This is a genomic window from Lichenibacterium ramalinae (assembly GCF_004137085.1).
In the GTDB taxonomy this organism is placed as follows: Bacteria; Pseudomonadota; Alphaproteobacteria; order Rhizobiales; family Beijerinckiaceae; genus Lichenihabitans; species Lichenihabitans ramalinae.
This window is the reverse complement of record NZ_QYBC01000026.1, coordinates 54,411-67,416: the sequence shown is the minus strand read 5'-3', so window position 1 is coordinate 67,416 and position 13,006 is coordinate 54,411. Positions and strand designations below refer to the sequence as shown.

Annotated in this window: 12 protein-coding genes; 6 read left to right on the top strand and 6 right to left on the bottom strand. The window is 71.9% G+C overall.

The window, feature by feature from the left end:
• Window positions 1–78: 78 nt before the first annotated feature.
• Entirely contained in the window at window positions 79–819 is a 741-nt protein-coding gene (locus D3272_RS23850; protein WP_129221716.1) for a FecR family protein, read from the bottom strand.
• A 12-nt stretch (window positions 820–831) separates the two neighbouring features.
• A complete protein-coding gene (locus D3272_RS23845) occupies window positions 832–2,076 on the bottom strand; it encodes an EAL domain-containing protein (RefSeq protein ID WP_165361504.1) in 1,245 nt (414 codons plus the stop codon).
• A gap of 136 nt (window positions 2,077–2,212) precedes the next feature.
• Between D3272_RS23845 and D3272_RS23840 the strand changes: the two genes are divergently transcribed.
• The 4 genes from D3272_RS23840 to D3272_RS23825 all read left to right on the top strand — a co-directional run bounded on the left by D3272_RS23840 (window position 2,213) and on the right by D3272_RS23825 (window position 7,065).
• A complete protein-coding gene (locus D3272_RS23840; protein ID WP_129221712.1) occupies window positions 2,213–4,426 on the top strand; it encodes a CHASE2 domain-containing protein in 2,214 nt (737 codons plus the stop codon).
• Window positions 4,427–4,518: 92 nt separating this feature from the next.
• Window positions 4,519–4,890 carry a 30S ribosomal protein S12 gene (gene rpsL / locus D3272_RS23835; RefSeq protein WP_129221711.1) on the top strand — a complete coding sequence of 124 codons (372 nt, stop codon included), beginning with the start codon at window positions 4,519–4,521 and terminating at the stop codon, window positions 4,888–4,890.
• Window positions 4,891–5,074: 184 nt separating this feature from the next.
• Window positions 5,075–6,130, top strand: coding sequence for an Ldh family oxidoreductase (locus D3272_RS23830; RefSeq protein ID WP_129221710.1), 1,056 nt, complete (start codon window positions 5,075–5,077; stop codon window positions 6,128–6,130).
• Window positions 6,127–7,065: a dihydrodipicolinate synthase family protein gene (locus D3272_RS23825; protein ID WP_129221709.1), complete on the top strand. Its 939-nt coding sequence runs from the start codon at window positions 6,127–6,129 to the stop codon at window positions 7,063–7,065. Before D3272_RS23830 ends, D3272_RS23825 begins: the two co-directional genes overlap by 4 nt.
• Before the next feature lie 49 nt (window positions 7,066–7,114).
• Here D3272_RS23825 and D3272_RS23820 read toward each other — a convergent pair whose 3' ends face one another.
• The 4 genes from D3272_RS23820 to D3272_RS23805 all read right to left on the bottom strand — a co-directional run bounded on the left by D3272_RS23820 (window position 7,115) and on the right by D3272_RS23805 (window position 10,179).
• On the bottom strand, window positions 7,115–7,840 hold the full coding sequence (locus tag D3272_RS23820; RefSeq protein ID WP_207210302.1) for a hypothetical protein: 726 nt from the start codon (window positions 7,838–7,840) through the stop codon (window positions 7,115–7,117).
• A gap of 12 nt (window positions 7,841–7,852) precedes the next feature.
• Entirely contained in the window at window positions 7,853–8,092 is a 240-nt protein-coding gene (locus tag D3272_RS23815) for a DUF4160 domain-containing protein (RefSeq protein WP_129221708.1), read from the bottom strand.
• Between the two features lie 216 nt (window positions 8,093–8,308).
• Window positions 8,309–9,496, bottom strand: a complete 1,188-nt coding sequence (uxuA, locus tag D3272_RS23810; protein ID WP_129221707.1) for a mannonate dehydratase — start codon at window positions 9,494–9,496, stop codon at window positions 8,309–8,311.
• A gap of 11 nt (window positions 9,497–9,507) precedes the next feature.
• Entirely contained in the window at window positions 9,508–10,179 is a 672-nt protein-coding gene (locus tag D3272_RS23805; protein ID WP_129221722.1) for a GntR family transcriptional regulator, read from the bottom strand.
• A 160-nt stretch (window positions 10,180–10,339) separates the two neighbouring features.
• On the opposite strand from D3272_RS23805, the gene uxaC reads away from it, so the two are divergent.
• A complete protein-coding gene (gene uxaC, locus D3272_RS23800) occupies window positions 10,340–11,740 on the top strand; it encodes a glucuronate isomerase (RefSeq protein WP_129221706.1) in 1,401 nt (466 codons plus the stop codon).
• Between the two features lie 50 nt (window positions 11,741–11,790).
• Window positions 11,791–12,963: an extracellular solute-binding protein gene (locus tag D3272_RS23795; RefSeq protein WP_129221705.1), complete on the top strand. Its 1,173-nt coding sequence runs from the start codon at window positions 11,791–11,793 to the stop codon at window positions 12,961–12,963.
• The last annotated feature ends 43 nt before the right edge of the window (window positions 12,964–13,006 follow it).

The window sequence follows — 13,006 nt, the reverse complement described above, 5'->3', positions numbered from 1 at the left end:
GCCACACACGAGCCTCGGCGCAAAACCACCCGTCAGCCGCCTCGCACTCGACAAGGACAACCTATTGAGGCTCCACATCTAGCGGGCCGGCAGCACGTCGTGCAGGAGGCGGTCGAAGGTCAGCGGCTCGGACGCGGCGGGCTCGGATGCGGTCGCGGGGTCGAACGAGATCGTGGCGACGGCGCGATTGACCCTGTCGTCCGGCCAGGGCGCGGCGCCGCTCGGCGCCTTGCCGTCGTACACCATGGTGCCCTGGCCCTTGCGCATTGTCACGGTGCCGCGCGGCGTCTTCAGCGACACTTCGCCGCTCAGGACCAGCACGCCGAAGCCCCCGTCGATATGGCCGCCCCACACCGTCGTGCCGCGCACCCCCAGCGTCCCCACGGGCGTGTGGATGTCGACGTGGCCACCGGTCGGGCCCTCGATCCTGCCACCGACGAACAGGAAGGCGCCGCTTTTCACCGTCAGGGCCAGCCTGCCGCCGTCGCGGTCCGGATCGTAGACGAACTTGTCGACCGTCAGCCGGCCCTTCTCGCCGAGCGTCAGCACGGTGCCGTCGGCGAGCTTGGCCTCGAGCCGCGCGGCCGGGCCGGTGCGCAGCCGGTCCCCGAACAGCACCGGGGCGGCGACGGCGAGGTCGCGCGGGACGCCGGCCTGGCTGGCCTCGACCTGCCCCTGCGCCTTGTCGACGGCGCCGACCGTGGCGGGCGCGGCCGCGGCCGCGGCACTGCCGAGCAGCAGCGCCGAAAGCGCCAGGAGGGACAGGGCGCGGGAGCGGGATGGGGGTGACGGGGGGCAGCGCAAGATCGCGATCCTCATGGAGTGGCGTTGTCAGGCATAGGCGCGCAGCGCCTGGATCCGCGGCACCGGCATGGCGCGCAGGAAGACGATGGCCTCCGTCACCGGCATGGGGCGGCCGAACAGGTAGCCCTGGCCGTATTCGCAGCCGATCGCGTCCAGCGCGGCGGCTTCGGCCTCGCGCTCGATGCCCTCGGCCACGATCGGGATGGCGAGCTCGCGGGCGAGGAGGCGGATGGTGTTCACGATCTTGCGGCTCGTCGGGTCGCCCAGCATGGCCTGCACGAAGCAGCGGTCGATCTTCAGCGTGGTGATGGGCAGCGTGCTGAGGTGGCTGAGGCTCGAATAGCCGGTGCCGAAATCGTCGACCGCGATGCCCATGCCGTGGCGCCGGCAGGTGTCGAGGATGCTGCCGGCCCGGGCGGGGTCCTTCATCAGCATGCTTTCCGTGACCTCGAGCTTGAGGTGGTGGGGCGGCAGCGCCGCCTCGGCCAGGATCTGCATCACGCCGTCGGCGAAGCCCGGCTGGACGAGGTCGTGCCCCGACACGTTGACGCTGACGAACAGGGGCTCGTCGGCGCAGCCCTCGCCCGCCCCCCGGGCGGCGAGCAGCACCCGCACGGCCGAGACGGCTTCGCGCAGCATCCGGTCCGTGATCTGCACGACGAGGCCGCTGCTTTCCGCCACCGGGATGAAGGCTGCGGGCGCCAGCAGGCCGCGCACCGGGTGGTTCCAGCGGATCAGCGCCTCGAAGCCCGCCAGCCTGCGGTCGCGGAGCGCCACGATGGGCTGCAGGAACAGCTCGAACTCTGCGCGGAGCAGGCCGCGTTCGATCTCGCGCTCCAGCGCCAGCACGGCGACGGCGGCATCGAAGGCGGGCCCCGGCAGGCTGCGGACCGTGGTGGGCGGCGGCGCCACGGCATCCGGCCGCACCATCTTCAGCGTCTCGCGATAGCGCTCGATGACGACGCCGAGGCACATGCGCAGGACCGGGTCCGTCTCGCTGATGCGCTGGTCCAACTGCCGCTTGGTGATGGCGATCACCTCGGTGGGGGCGGACACCCGCGCCGTGGCGGAGCGGGTGCCGTGGTCGAGCAGCGCCATCTCGCCGATGATCTCGCCGGTGCCACGGCGGGCCAGCACGATCTCCTGTCCCTCGCGCTCGACCAGGATATCGATGGCGCCGGACTGGATCAGATAAGCGTGGTCGCCGGGATCCCCCTCCGAGAACAGCACCGTCCCGGTCGGCAGGAAGAGGCAGTCGAGCGGCAGGGTCATCAGCATCTCCGCTGACAAGCCTGCTTGTCGAGCCTTAACCGACGGTCAATATCCATCCGCAACCTCAGCTGCCGTAGCGAAAATCTTGACGACTTTTGGGCAGGGTCGGCGCCATTCAGCGCAGGTCGGGACCATCATGGCGATTCTCCGCAACGTCAGGTGGGTGTTACGGTCCGCCTGGCTGCGGTTCGGCGCGCCACTGACGGCCGCCGCCGTCGTGCTGGTGCCGCTGCTCGCCTTCCATGCCGACGAGGCGGACCCGTTCGTCAAGCTGCGGCATGCCGCCTTCGATGCGCTTCAGCACGCCGCACCGCGGCCGGATGCCGACAGGGTCGCGCCGGGCACCGGCGTCGTGGTGGTCGACATCGACGAGGCGAGCCTCGCCAGGCTCGGCCAATGGCCCTGGCCCCGCACCGACGTGGCGGCGCTGATCCGGCGGCTGCAGGATGCCGGGGCGGCGGCGATCGGCCTCGATCTGCTCTTCGCCGAGCCCGACCGCAGCTCGCCTGCGGCCCTGGCCCCGGGCTGGGCGCGAAACGCCGGCCTGTCCGTCACCGGGCCGGGCGGGACCCTGCCCGACTACGACGCCGAACTCGCCCGCACGATGGCCCGCGGCCGCGTCGTCACGGGCTACGCGCTCCTGCCGGTCGCCAACGGCCGCGCGCCGGAGGTGGCCAACGGCGTGTCGATGCTGGGGGCCGGGGCACCGCCCAACCTCGACGACTACAGAGGCGCGGTGCCGAACCTCAAGGCCTTCGACCTCGCCGCCGCCGGCCAGGGCAGCTTCAGCATCGCCGACGTTTCCGAAGACCAGACCGTGCGGCGACTGCCGCTCTTCTCCGAACTCGACGGCGCGATCCTGCCGTCGCTGGCCGTCGAGGCGGTGCGGGTCGCGCAGGGCGATGACGCCGAGGTCGGGCTGCGCGAGGAGCGCGGCGGCGGCTGGCTGGGCGGCACCACCGGCTACACCGCCCGGATCGGCGACCGCATCGTGCCGATCGACCCGCACGGCGGCATGTGGATCCACTTCGGCGCGCGGGACCCGGCCCGGACGCTCCCGGCCCACCGCGTGCTGGACGAGGATGCCGCCACGCTGCGGGCAGCGGTTTCGGGCCGCATCGTGCTGGTCGGCACCAGTGCCCTCGGCCTGTCGGACCTGCGCTCGACGCCGCTCGCCGCGTTCCAGCCCGGGGTGGCCATCCACGCTGCCGGCGTCGAGCAGATCCTGGCCGGCGACGTCCTGACCCGTCCCTTCTGGGCCGCCGGTGTTGAGCGGCGCGTCGCGGCCCTGTTCGGCCTCGCCGTCGCCATGGCGCTCGTGTGCGGCGGGGCGACCTGGGGCGCCGCCGTCCTGGTCCTCGGCAGCCTCGCCGCGGCCGGGGGGGCGCTGCTGCTCTTCGGCCGCGGCGCGCTGCTCTTCGACGCGAGCCCGGTCGTCATCGCCGGCGCGCTCTGCTTCGTGGCGGCGCTGGCGGTGCGCTACCTCGCGACGGAGCGGCGGGCCGGCGCGCTGCGGGCGGCCTTCGGCACCTATCTGTCGCCGGAGCTCGTCGACAGGCTGGCGCGGGACCCGGACACGTTGAGGCTCGGCGGCGAGGACCGGGAGATGACGTTCCTGTTCACCGACCTCGAAGGCTTCACGGCCTTCGCCGAGGCGGCCGAGCCGGCCCTGCTGGTGGCGACGCTGAACCGCTACCTCGACGGCGTCTGCGCCCTTGTGCTCGACCACGGCGGCACGATCGACAAGATCGTGGGCGACGCCGTCCACGTCATGTTCAACGCTCCCCTCGACCAGCCCGACCACGCCGAGCGCGCGGTGCGCTGCGCGCTCGCCATCGACGCCTTCGCGCAGGACTTCGCGCGGGTGGCCGGCCGCGACCGGCCGTTCGGCACGACCCGGATCGGCATCAACACCGGGCGGGCCGTGGTGGGCAATTTCGGGGGGAGCCGCCGCTTCGACTACACGGCCCACGGCGATGCCATCAACACGGCGGCGCGGCTCGAAGCCGCCAACAAACGGCTCGGCACGAGGATCTGCGCGGCCCGGGCCACGGTGGATGCCGTGGGCCCCGCCGCGGCCCTCACCTTTCGGCCGATCGGCGCGCTGGAGCTGAAGGGCAAGGCGCACCGGGTGGAAGTCTTCGCGCCCGCCGCCCGCGCCTCGGCCGAAGCCGGGTGGGCCGAACGCTACGGCGACGCCTTCGGCCGCCTGGCGCGGGGGGAGCCCGGCGGCCCGGAAGCCATCCTGGCCCTGCTGGACCTCCATCCCGACGACACGCTGCTGCGCTTCCACGCCGAGCGGATCGGGCGCGGCATCGCCGGCACCGATGTGGCCCTGCAGGCCGCCTGATCGGGAGCGTCGGCGCCGGGCCGCGGGCGCGACGAGCCTTGACTCGGGCGGCGAGCTCGCTTAACGGCCTCGTGAGAGAGGTGAAGTTCGAAATGCCAACAGTCAATCAGCTGATCAGGAAGCCCCGGAAGAAGCCGCCCGTCAAGGTGCGCACCAAGGGCCTGGAGGGTAGCCCGCAGGCGCGTGGCGTCTGCACGCGCGTCTACACCACCACTCCGCGCAAGCCCAACTCGGCGCTCCGCAAGGTCGCCAAGCTCCGCCTGACCAACAAGAACGAAGTGATCGCCTACATCCCGGGCGAGGGCCACAACCTCCAGGAACATTCCGTGGTCCTGATCCGTGGCGGCGGCCCGAACGATCTTCCGGGCGTGCGCTATTCCATCGTGCGCGGCGTGCTCGACACCCAGGCGGTCAAGGACCGCAAGCAGTCCCGCTCGCTCTACGGCACCAAAAAGGGCAAGTGAGCCCCCCGGCCGCCGCCTGACCGCGTCGGGCGCGGCGGCCCGGGATCTCGAGCCCGGGATTTCCAGCAAAGAGCGCGGCCGGACCCTGTCCGCCGCGCTCTTTGCGTTCGGTGCCGCGAGGCAGCCGGACGTCGAAAGCCGCGAGGCCGCAGGCGCGGCCCGTCCTGGCAAGCGGAGTTGACCCATGCTGATCGGTGCGGCCGCCCTGGAGCGCTACGTGCGCGACGTGTTCGTGCACGAGGGGTGCGACGAGGACGAGGGCGGCAGGATCGGGCGCTACCTCGTGGGCGCCAACCTCACCGGCCACGACAGCCACGGCGTGATCCGCGTGCCCCGCTACGTCGGCTGGCTGCGCGACGGCACGGTGCTGGCCGGACAGGTGCCGGAACTCGTGACGGACGGGGGCGCCTTCGCGTTGATCGACGCCCATTACGGCTTCGGGCAGAGCGCCGGACCCATGGCGTTGGCCGAAGGCATCGCGCGCGCCAAGCGACACGGCGTGTCGGTGGTGGCGCTGCGCCATGCGGGCCATCTCGGGCGCATCGGCGAATGGGCCGAACAGGCGGCCGAAGCCGGCCTCGTCTCGATCCACTTCGTCAACGTGGCGGGCAGCCTGCTGGTGGCGCCCTTCGGCGGCGTCGACCGGCGCTTCTCGACCGCCCCCTTCGCCGCCGCCGTGCCGGTGGCGGGCGGCCCGCCGGTCGTGCTGGATTTCGCGACCTCGCTGGTCGCCGAAGGCAAGGTGCTGGTGGCGTCCAAGGGCGGCAAGCCCGTGCCCGAGGGGAGCCTGATCGAGCCCGACGGGAGCCTCAGCCGCGACCCCGACACGCTCTACAGCGGGCGGGGCGCCATCCGGGCCTTCGGCGAGCACAAGGGCTCGGGCCTCGCCATGATGTGCGAACTCCTCGCCGGCGCGCTGACGGGCTCGGGCTGCGCCGGCCCGCCGCCGCGGCGCTTCTGCAACGGCATGCTGTCCATCTACATCGCGCCCGACATCGGCGGCTCGGACGCGAGCTTCGCCACCGAGGTGCGCGACTATCTCGCCTTCTACCTCGACGCCCGCCCGGCCGAGGCCGGCGGCAAGGTGCTGGCGCCCGGCGACGTGGAACGCGACACCCGCACCCGCCGCCTCGCCGAGGGCGTTCCCCTCACCGACGAGGTGTGGGACAGCCTGAAGGCCGCCGGCGCGCCGCACGGGCTCGACGCCGAAGCCTATCGCCAGGGGAGCACGGCGCCATGAGGCTCGACGAGACGGCCCGCGGCGTCTTCCCCATCGCGCCGACGCCCTTCACGGCCGAAGGCGCCATCGACTGGACCTCCGTGGACCGCATGGTCGACGTCTATGCGGCGGCCGGGGCGACGGGCCTCACCGTGCTGGGCGTGATGGGCGAGGCGCCCAAGCTCGACGCCGGGGAATCGGCCGCGCTGGCGGCGCGCTTCATCCGCCGCGCCGGCGCCCTGCCCGTCGTGGTGGGCGTCTCGGCCCCGGGCTTCGCCGCCATGCGGGCGCTGGCGCTTTCCGCCATGGAGGCCGGCGCGGCGGGCGTGATGATCGCGCCGCCCAACAGCCTGCGCACGGACGATTCCATCGTGGCCTACTACCGCCAGGCCGTCGAAGCGATCGGCGCCGACGTGCCGTTCGTCCTGCAGGACTTCCCGCTGACCTTCACGGTGGTGATGACGCCCGGCGTCATCCGCCGCATCGTGGAGGAGAACCCGAGCTGCGTCATGCTCAAGCACGAGGACTGGCCGGGCCTCGACAAGATCTCGGCGCTGCGGCGCTGGTCGGACGCGGGCGCGATGCGGCGCATCTCGATCCTGTGCGGCAACGGCGGGCTGTTCCTCGACTTCGAGGGCGAGCGCGGCGCCGACGGCGCCATGACGGGCTATGCCTTCCCGGACATGCTGGTCGACGTGGTGCGGATGACGGCCGCCGGGGAGCGCGACGCCGCCCACGACCTGTTCGACGCCCACCTGCCGCTGCTGCGCTACGAGCAGCAGCCCGGCATCGGCCTCGCGGTGCGCAAATACGTCATGGCCCGCCGCGGCATCATCGCGGGCGACCACCAGCGCAAGCCCGGCGGCACGCTCGATGCGACGGCCAAGGCCGAGGTCGAGTTCCTGCTCCGCCGCCTCGCCCGCGTCGATCGCCGCGCCGCGCTGCCCCTGGCCTGACGGGGTCGCCCGTCAGGGGAAACGGCGGCGCTGGCGGCCCGGGCTCCGCTCAGTCCGGCGGGGCGCCGAGGGCTTGAAGCATTCCGCGCGTCGATGCCAAACCCTTGAGGCGCCTGATAGCGGCGGACCTGTAGACGGCTCCCCGCTCCGGGATCGCGATGGAGGCGCGTGACTGCTGTTCGTCGGGTAGTCCATAGAATGCGATCACGGCACCCTGCACGTGAGCGAACGGCTTGACCTCGCCGCTCACGCGTAACTCGGCGCGATCAGCCTCATCGACATGGATGGGCTCCTTCCCCGGACGGCCGGCGACCCGCGGACGGAGATGGGCCGACAGGGCCGTGGGTTCGCTCCGCATCGCCCTGCACAAGCGCGCGATCGTCGCCGGAATGGTGGTACCGGCCTTGTAGGCGGCCCAGGTGCTGGGCGCGATCCCGAGGAGATCGGCCGCCTCGACGTTCGAAACCCGCATGTCGTCCTGCCAGCACGTCGCCATCGCGGCGTCGAACGGCGCCTGGTGCTCGGCCAGCATGCGCAGATGCTCGCTGTCGATGGCGAGGTCTCCCTCGTCGTCGTCCCAAGTCACGTTGCCACCGTGGAGCCCGACCGTAGCGGCAGCGAAGACGAGGGCGTTGCCCAGCACGGCGAAACGACGGCCGCCGCGGGCGATCCAACCCGCGAGGTCGACGTGGGACATGGAGCCGTCCCCCCAGGTGACGGCAAGGGTGCTGGGTCCGGTGGCTGCGACGGCTCGAATATGCGCGACGTCCCGCATGGTGGTGCTTCCTCAGATGGCGAGGTCCGGGTTGAGCAGGTTCCAGGCCGCGATGATCTCGGCTCGGTGCTGTTCGGCCCAGTCCATCACGGCGCGGCGGTCGCGTGCCGGGATCGTACCCCGAATCAACGACAGGGTGTCGATCTCGACCATGGCCTTGAAGTCCGGCGCAACGACGTGGAAATGCGCCGGACGATGGTCGTTGCCATAGACCCGAAAGGCGATGTTGCCGATGAAGTGCAGCTTGACCATGCCGGCTCGCGATCGACGCTAAAACCTACACCGTTGAGCGGATGAGGTAAAGCACGCACGTCGCCGAACGGTGGGCCCGTCACGCGCATCGGCCGGGCGCCTGATCGCGTCGCACCGCTGCAGACGCTGTCTCTATCGGAACCAGAACCGGCCAGCCGTCCGGCCGCCCGTCGGGTGCCGCCGCCAGTGCAACGAGAGGACGACGGAACCCCGTCCTCAGTCCGGCGGGGCGCCGAGGGCGTAGAGGATGCCGCGGAGCTCCGCCAGGCCCTTGAGGCGCCCGATGGCCGGGTAGCCGGGGCTGACGGTCTTGTCGAGGTCGTCGAGCATGCGGTGGCCGTGGTCGGGCCGGAACAGGATCGACCGCCCGGGCGGCCGCGTCCGGTCCGCCGCCACGAGCTCGCGCAGCACCGCCACCATGTCGACGTCCCCGCCGAGATGGTCCGATTCATGGAAGCTGCGGCCGTCGCCGGTGCGTTTCGTCGCCCGCAGGTGGACGAAGCCGATCCGCTCGGCGAAGCGGCGCGCGATGGCGGGCAGGTCGTTGTCGGGCCGCACGCCGAGCGAGCCCGTGCAGAAGCACATGCCGTTGGCGCGCGACGGCACGGCGTCGAAGAGCGCCGCGTAATCGTCGCCCGTCGATGCGATGCGCGGCAGGCCGAACAGCGGCCGCGGCGGATCGTCGGGGTGCAGCGTCAGCGTCACGCCGCGCGCCTCGGCCGCCGGCGTCACGGCCTCCAGGAACTCGACGAGGTGGCGGCGCAGCCGCGCGGCATCGATCTCGCGGTACTGGTCGAGCTTGTCGCGGAACCCCGGGATCGTCATGGGCTCGCTGGTCGAGCCCGGCAGGGCGGACGCGATGGTGCGGGTGATGTCGGCGACCTCGCCCTCGCTCATGGCGTCGAACGTCGCGCGCGCGCGTCGACGGTCCTCGTCGGAATAGTCCGCCGCGGCGCCGGGCCGCTCCAGCACGTGCAGGTCGAAGGCCGCGAAACGGTCCTGGTCGAAGGCCATGGCGGTGGCGCCGGTCGGCAGCGGATGGTCGATGTCGGTGCGGGTCCAGTCCACCACCGGCATGAAGTTGTAGCAGATGGTGGCGATGTCGCAGTCCGCCACGGCCTCGAGGCTGGCGATCCAGGCCTCGATCTCGGCCTTGGCGGCGCGGCCGCGACGCTTCACGGCATCGGGGATCGGGATGCTCTCGACGCAGGACCACACGAGCGGGGTGCGGCCGGGCGGCGTCGCCTCGACGAGATGCTTGCGCTCCGCCACAGCCTCGCGCGTCCAGGCCTCGCCGATCGGCACCTGGTGCAGCGCCGACACGATGTCGGTGGCGCCCGCCTGGCGCACGTCGTCGAGCGACACGTAGGCGTCCGGCCCGTACCATCTCCAACCCTGGCGCATGCGAGTTCCTTTCAGACGAAGTAATCGGGATGGGTCTCGCGCAGGCGGACCACATCGGGGAGGACGACGCTGAGGTGCAGCGTCATGGCGGCCCGGGCCGCGGCGGCGTCGCCGGCCGCGACGGCGTCGCGGATCGCCACGTGTTCGCACACCACCTGGTCCATGCGGCCCAGCGCCGGCAGCGTCAGACGCCGGGCCCGGTCGAGCTGCACCTTCACCTGCCGCAGCAGGCGCCAGATGTTGGGATGGCCGGCGAGCAGGGCCAGGGCCTCGTGAAAGGCCTCGTCGGCCTCGTGGAAGGCCCGCGTGTCGCGGCGGTGCGCCAGGGTGCGCTGGAGGTCGAGCGCCGCATCGACGCGGGCCAGGTCGCCGGACGGGGCCCGTGCCGCCGCCTCCACGGTGACGCCCTCGAGCGCCTGGCGCACCAGCACGGCCTCCGGGATGGCGTCCACCGGGATGCGCGACACGAAGGTGCCGGACTGCGGCACGATGTCGACGAGGCCTTCCTCGCCGAGCCGGATCAGGGCTTCCCGCACCGGGGTGCGGCTGGTGCCGAAGCGCTCGCAGAGCACGGCGTCGCGCAGGGGCGTGCGGGGCAGCAGCACCATGCCGGCGATCTCGTCCCGCAGGGCCGCCGCGATAGCGCCCGCCGCCGTGACGGCGCCCGACGGCGACACCGCCATGCGGGTCGCCGGACGCGGCACGTCCGGGCGCCGGATGCGCGGCGCGGCGGTGTCGGATCTCGCTCCCGTCCGGTCCATGGCCCTCCCCTATTGACATACTAGTATATCAGTTGATGATGGGCGCCAAGCGGATCGACACCTTCCGCACCGGAAACGCTCCATGGCCCTCCACCCCGACAGGCTGTTCCCCGCCGACCCCGGAACCCGCGGCATCGCGCGCCGGCTCTACGGTGCGGTGGCGAACCTGCCGATCATCTCGCCCCACGGCCACACCGAGCCGGCCTGGTACGCCGAGGACAAGCCCTTCCCGGACCCGGCCCAGCTCTTCGTCGTGCCGGACCATTATGTGTTCCGCATGCTGTATTCGCAGGGCGTGCCCCTGGAAGCGCTCGGCGTGCCGCGGCGCGACGGCGGCCCGACCGAGGCGGACGGGCGCACGATCTGGCGCCTGTTCGCCCACCACTTCCCGCTGTTCCGCGGCACGCCGACGCGGCTGTGGTTCGAGCATGCGCTGGAATCGGTGTTCGGCATCGACGAGCGGCTGACGGACAGCAACGCCGACCGGCTCTACGACCGGATCGCCGACACACTGGGGCGCCCCGAGATGCGGCCCCGCGCCCTCTACGACCGCTTCAACATCGAGGCCATCGCCACCACGGATTCGGCGCTCGACGACCTCGGCCATCACCGGGCGATGCGCCAGTCGGGCTGGCACGGCCGGGTCGTGCCGACCTACCGTCCCGACGCCGTCGTGGACCCCGACCGGACCGGCTTCCGCGACAACGTCGAGCGCTTCTGCGCCCTCGCCGGAGAGGCCGTGAGCTGGACCGGGTATCTCGCGGCGCACCGGGCGCGCCGCGCCGCCTTCAAGGCGCTCGGCGCCACCGCCACCGACCACGGCCACCCCTCGGCCCGCACGGCCGACCTGCCGCCCGGCGAAGCCGCGGCCCTGTTCGACCGCGTCGTGCGCGGCCCCGCCTCGCCCGCCGACGCGGACCTCTTCCGCGCCCAGATGCTGACCGAGATGGCGGCCCTGAGCGTCGAGGACGGGCTCGTCATGCAGCTGCATCCGGGATCGGTGCGCAACCACAACCCGCTGGTCTTCGAGCGCTTCGGACCCGACAAGGGCGCCGACATCCCGCAGCCGACCGGCTACGTGCATGCGCTGAAGCCGCTGCTCGACCGCTTCGGCAACGACCCGCGCCTGACGCTGATCCTGTTCACGCTCGACGAGGCGCAGTACGGGCGCGAGCTCGCCCCCCTGGCCGGCCACTACCCGGCTCTGCGGCTCGGGCCGCCCTGGTGGTTCTTCGACAGCCCCGAGGGCATGCTGCGCTTCCGCGAGATCGCCACCGAGACGGCGGGCTTCGCCAATACGGTCGGCTTCAACGACGACACCCGCGCCTACCTGTCGATCCCGGCCCGCCACGACATGGCGCGCCGCATCGACTGCAACTACCTGGCGCGGCTCGTCGCCGAACACCGGCTCGACGAGGACGAGGCGCATGACCTCGCCCAGGACCTCGCCTACGGGCTCGCCAAACGGGCCTACCGGCTGTGACGCCGGGTCCGGCCTCACGACGCCAAGAAACCGCACAGGGAGAGACCAGAATGGTGGATCGCAGACAGGTTCTCGGCGGCCTCGGCGCCGCATCGCTCGCCGGCCTCGCCCCGGCCCGCGCCTTCGCGGCGCTGCCCATGCCCAAGAGCCCCGTCACCATCACGGTGGTGGACGTCGCCGGCAATCTCGCCCTCACCCAGAAGGCCATCGAGTCCTACCGCAAGGCCAAGCCCGACGCCGTGTCGCGTTTCGTCTTCACCAAGGCGCCGGCGCCCGAACTGCCCGCCAAGATCAAGGCGCAGCAGGACGCGAGCCACATGGACATCGACCTCGTGCTGACGGGGCCCGACGCCCTGTCGGCCGGGCTCGACCAGGGGATCTGGCTCGATCTCAAGCCCTATGCGGCCGACCTGCCCGACCCGGCCTCCGTCTACCTGCCCCAGGCGCTGAAGATGCAGGCCATCGCGGCCGACCACGGCCGCGTCGTCAGCTACTACCCGTCGGGCCCGCTGCTCGAATACATGCCCGACCGAGTCAAGGCCATGCCCAAGAGCGCCGCCGAGCTGCTCGACTACACCAAGCAGAACAAGAACAAGTTCATCTACGCGCGCCCGTCGAACTCCGGCCCGGGCCGCACCTGGCTGATGGGCCTGCCCTACATCCTGGGCGATTCCGCGCCGCTCGACCCCGTCAACGGCTGGTCCAAGACGTGGGACTACCTGAAGGCGCTGGGCGAGAACATCGAATACTACCCCGCCGGCACCACCCAGACGATGAAGGAGCTCGGCGAGGGCACGCGCGACATCATCGTCTCGACCACCGGCTGGGACATCAACCCGCGCGTCCTCGGCATCGTGCCGAAGGAGGCCGCCATCGGCGCCCTGCAGGGGTTCCACTGGGTGACGGACGCCCATTACATGGTGGTGCCGAAGGGCGTCGCCGACGACAAGCTCGCCGTGCTGATCGACCTCATGGGCTTCATGCTGCAGCCGAAGAGCCAGGCCTATGCCTACGACCAGGGCTACTTCTATCCCGGCCCGGCCGTGAAGGGCGTGACGCTCGCCATGGCGCCAGAAGACTCGCAGGAGGCCATCAAGACCTTCGGGCGCCCCGAATACGACGCGCTCATCGCCGACCACCCGCTCGAAGTGCCGCTCGACGCGAAGAGCATGGTTTCGGCCTTCGGGCTCTGGGACCAGCGCATCGGCGCCGGCAAGGGCTGATCCGGCCGACACCGCACCGCCAAGGGTTCGAACCTCATGACCA

What these genes read in the sequence shown, in the direction of transcription:
- D3272_RS23820 (WP_207210302.1), bottom strand. Translation starts at nt 7,840, where the DNA reads ATGCGGGACGTCGCGCATATTCGAGCCGTCGCAGCCACCGGACCCAGC.
- uxaC (WP_129221706.1), top strand. Translation starts at nt 10,340, where the DNA reads ATGGCCCTCCACCCCGACAGGCTGTTCCCCGCCGACCCCGGAACCCGC.
- D3272_RS23850 (WP_129221716.1), bottom strand. Translation starts at nt 819, where the DNA reads ATGAGGATCGCGATCTTGCGCTGCCCCCCGTCACCCCCATCCCGCTCC.
- D3272_RS23840 (WP_129221712.1), top strand. Translation starts at nt 2,213, where the DNA reads ATGGCGATTCTCCGCAACGTCAGGTGGGTGTTACGGTCCGCCTGGCTG.
- D3272_RS23825 (WP_129221709.1), top strand. Translation starts at nt 6,127, where the DNA reads ATGAGGCTCGACGAGACGGCCCGCGGCGTCTTCCCCATCGCGCCGACG.
- rpsL (WP_129221711.1), top strand. Translation starts at nt 4,519, where the DNA reads ATGCCAACAGTCAATCAGCTGATCAGGAAGCCCCGGAAGAAGCCGCCC.
- D3272_RS23805 (WP_129221722.1), bottom strand. Translation starts at nt 10,179, where the DNA reads ATGGCGGTGTCGCCGTCGGGCGCCGTCACGGCGGCGGGCGCTATCGCG.
- D3272_RS23830 (WP_129221710.1), top strand. Translation starts at nt 5,075, where the DNA reads ATGCTGATCGGTGCGGCCGCCCTGGAGCGCTACGTGCGCGACGTGTTC.
- D3272_RS23845 (WP_165361504.1), bottom strand. Translation starts at nt 2,076, where the DNA reads ATGACCCTGCCGCTCGACTGCCTCTTCCTGCCGACCGGGACGGTGCTG.
- D3272_RS23795 (WP_129221705.1), top strand. Translation starts at nt 11,791, where the DNA reads ATGGTGGATCGCAGACAGGTTCTCGGCGGCCTCGGCGCCGCATCGCTC.
- uxuA (WP_129221707.1), bottom strand. Translation starts at nt 9,496, where the DNA reads ATGCGCCAGGGTTGGAGATGGTACGGGCCGGACGCCTACGTGTCGCTC.
- D3272_RS23815 (WP_129221708.1), bottom strand. Translation starts at nt 8,092, where the DNA reads ATGGTCAAGCTGCACTTCATCGGCAACATCGCCTTTCGGGTCTATGGC.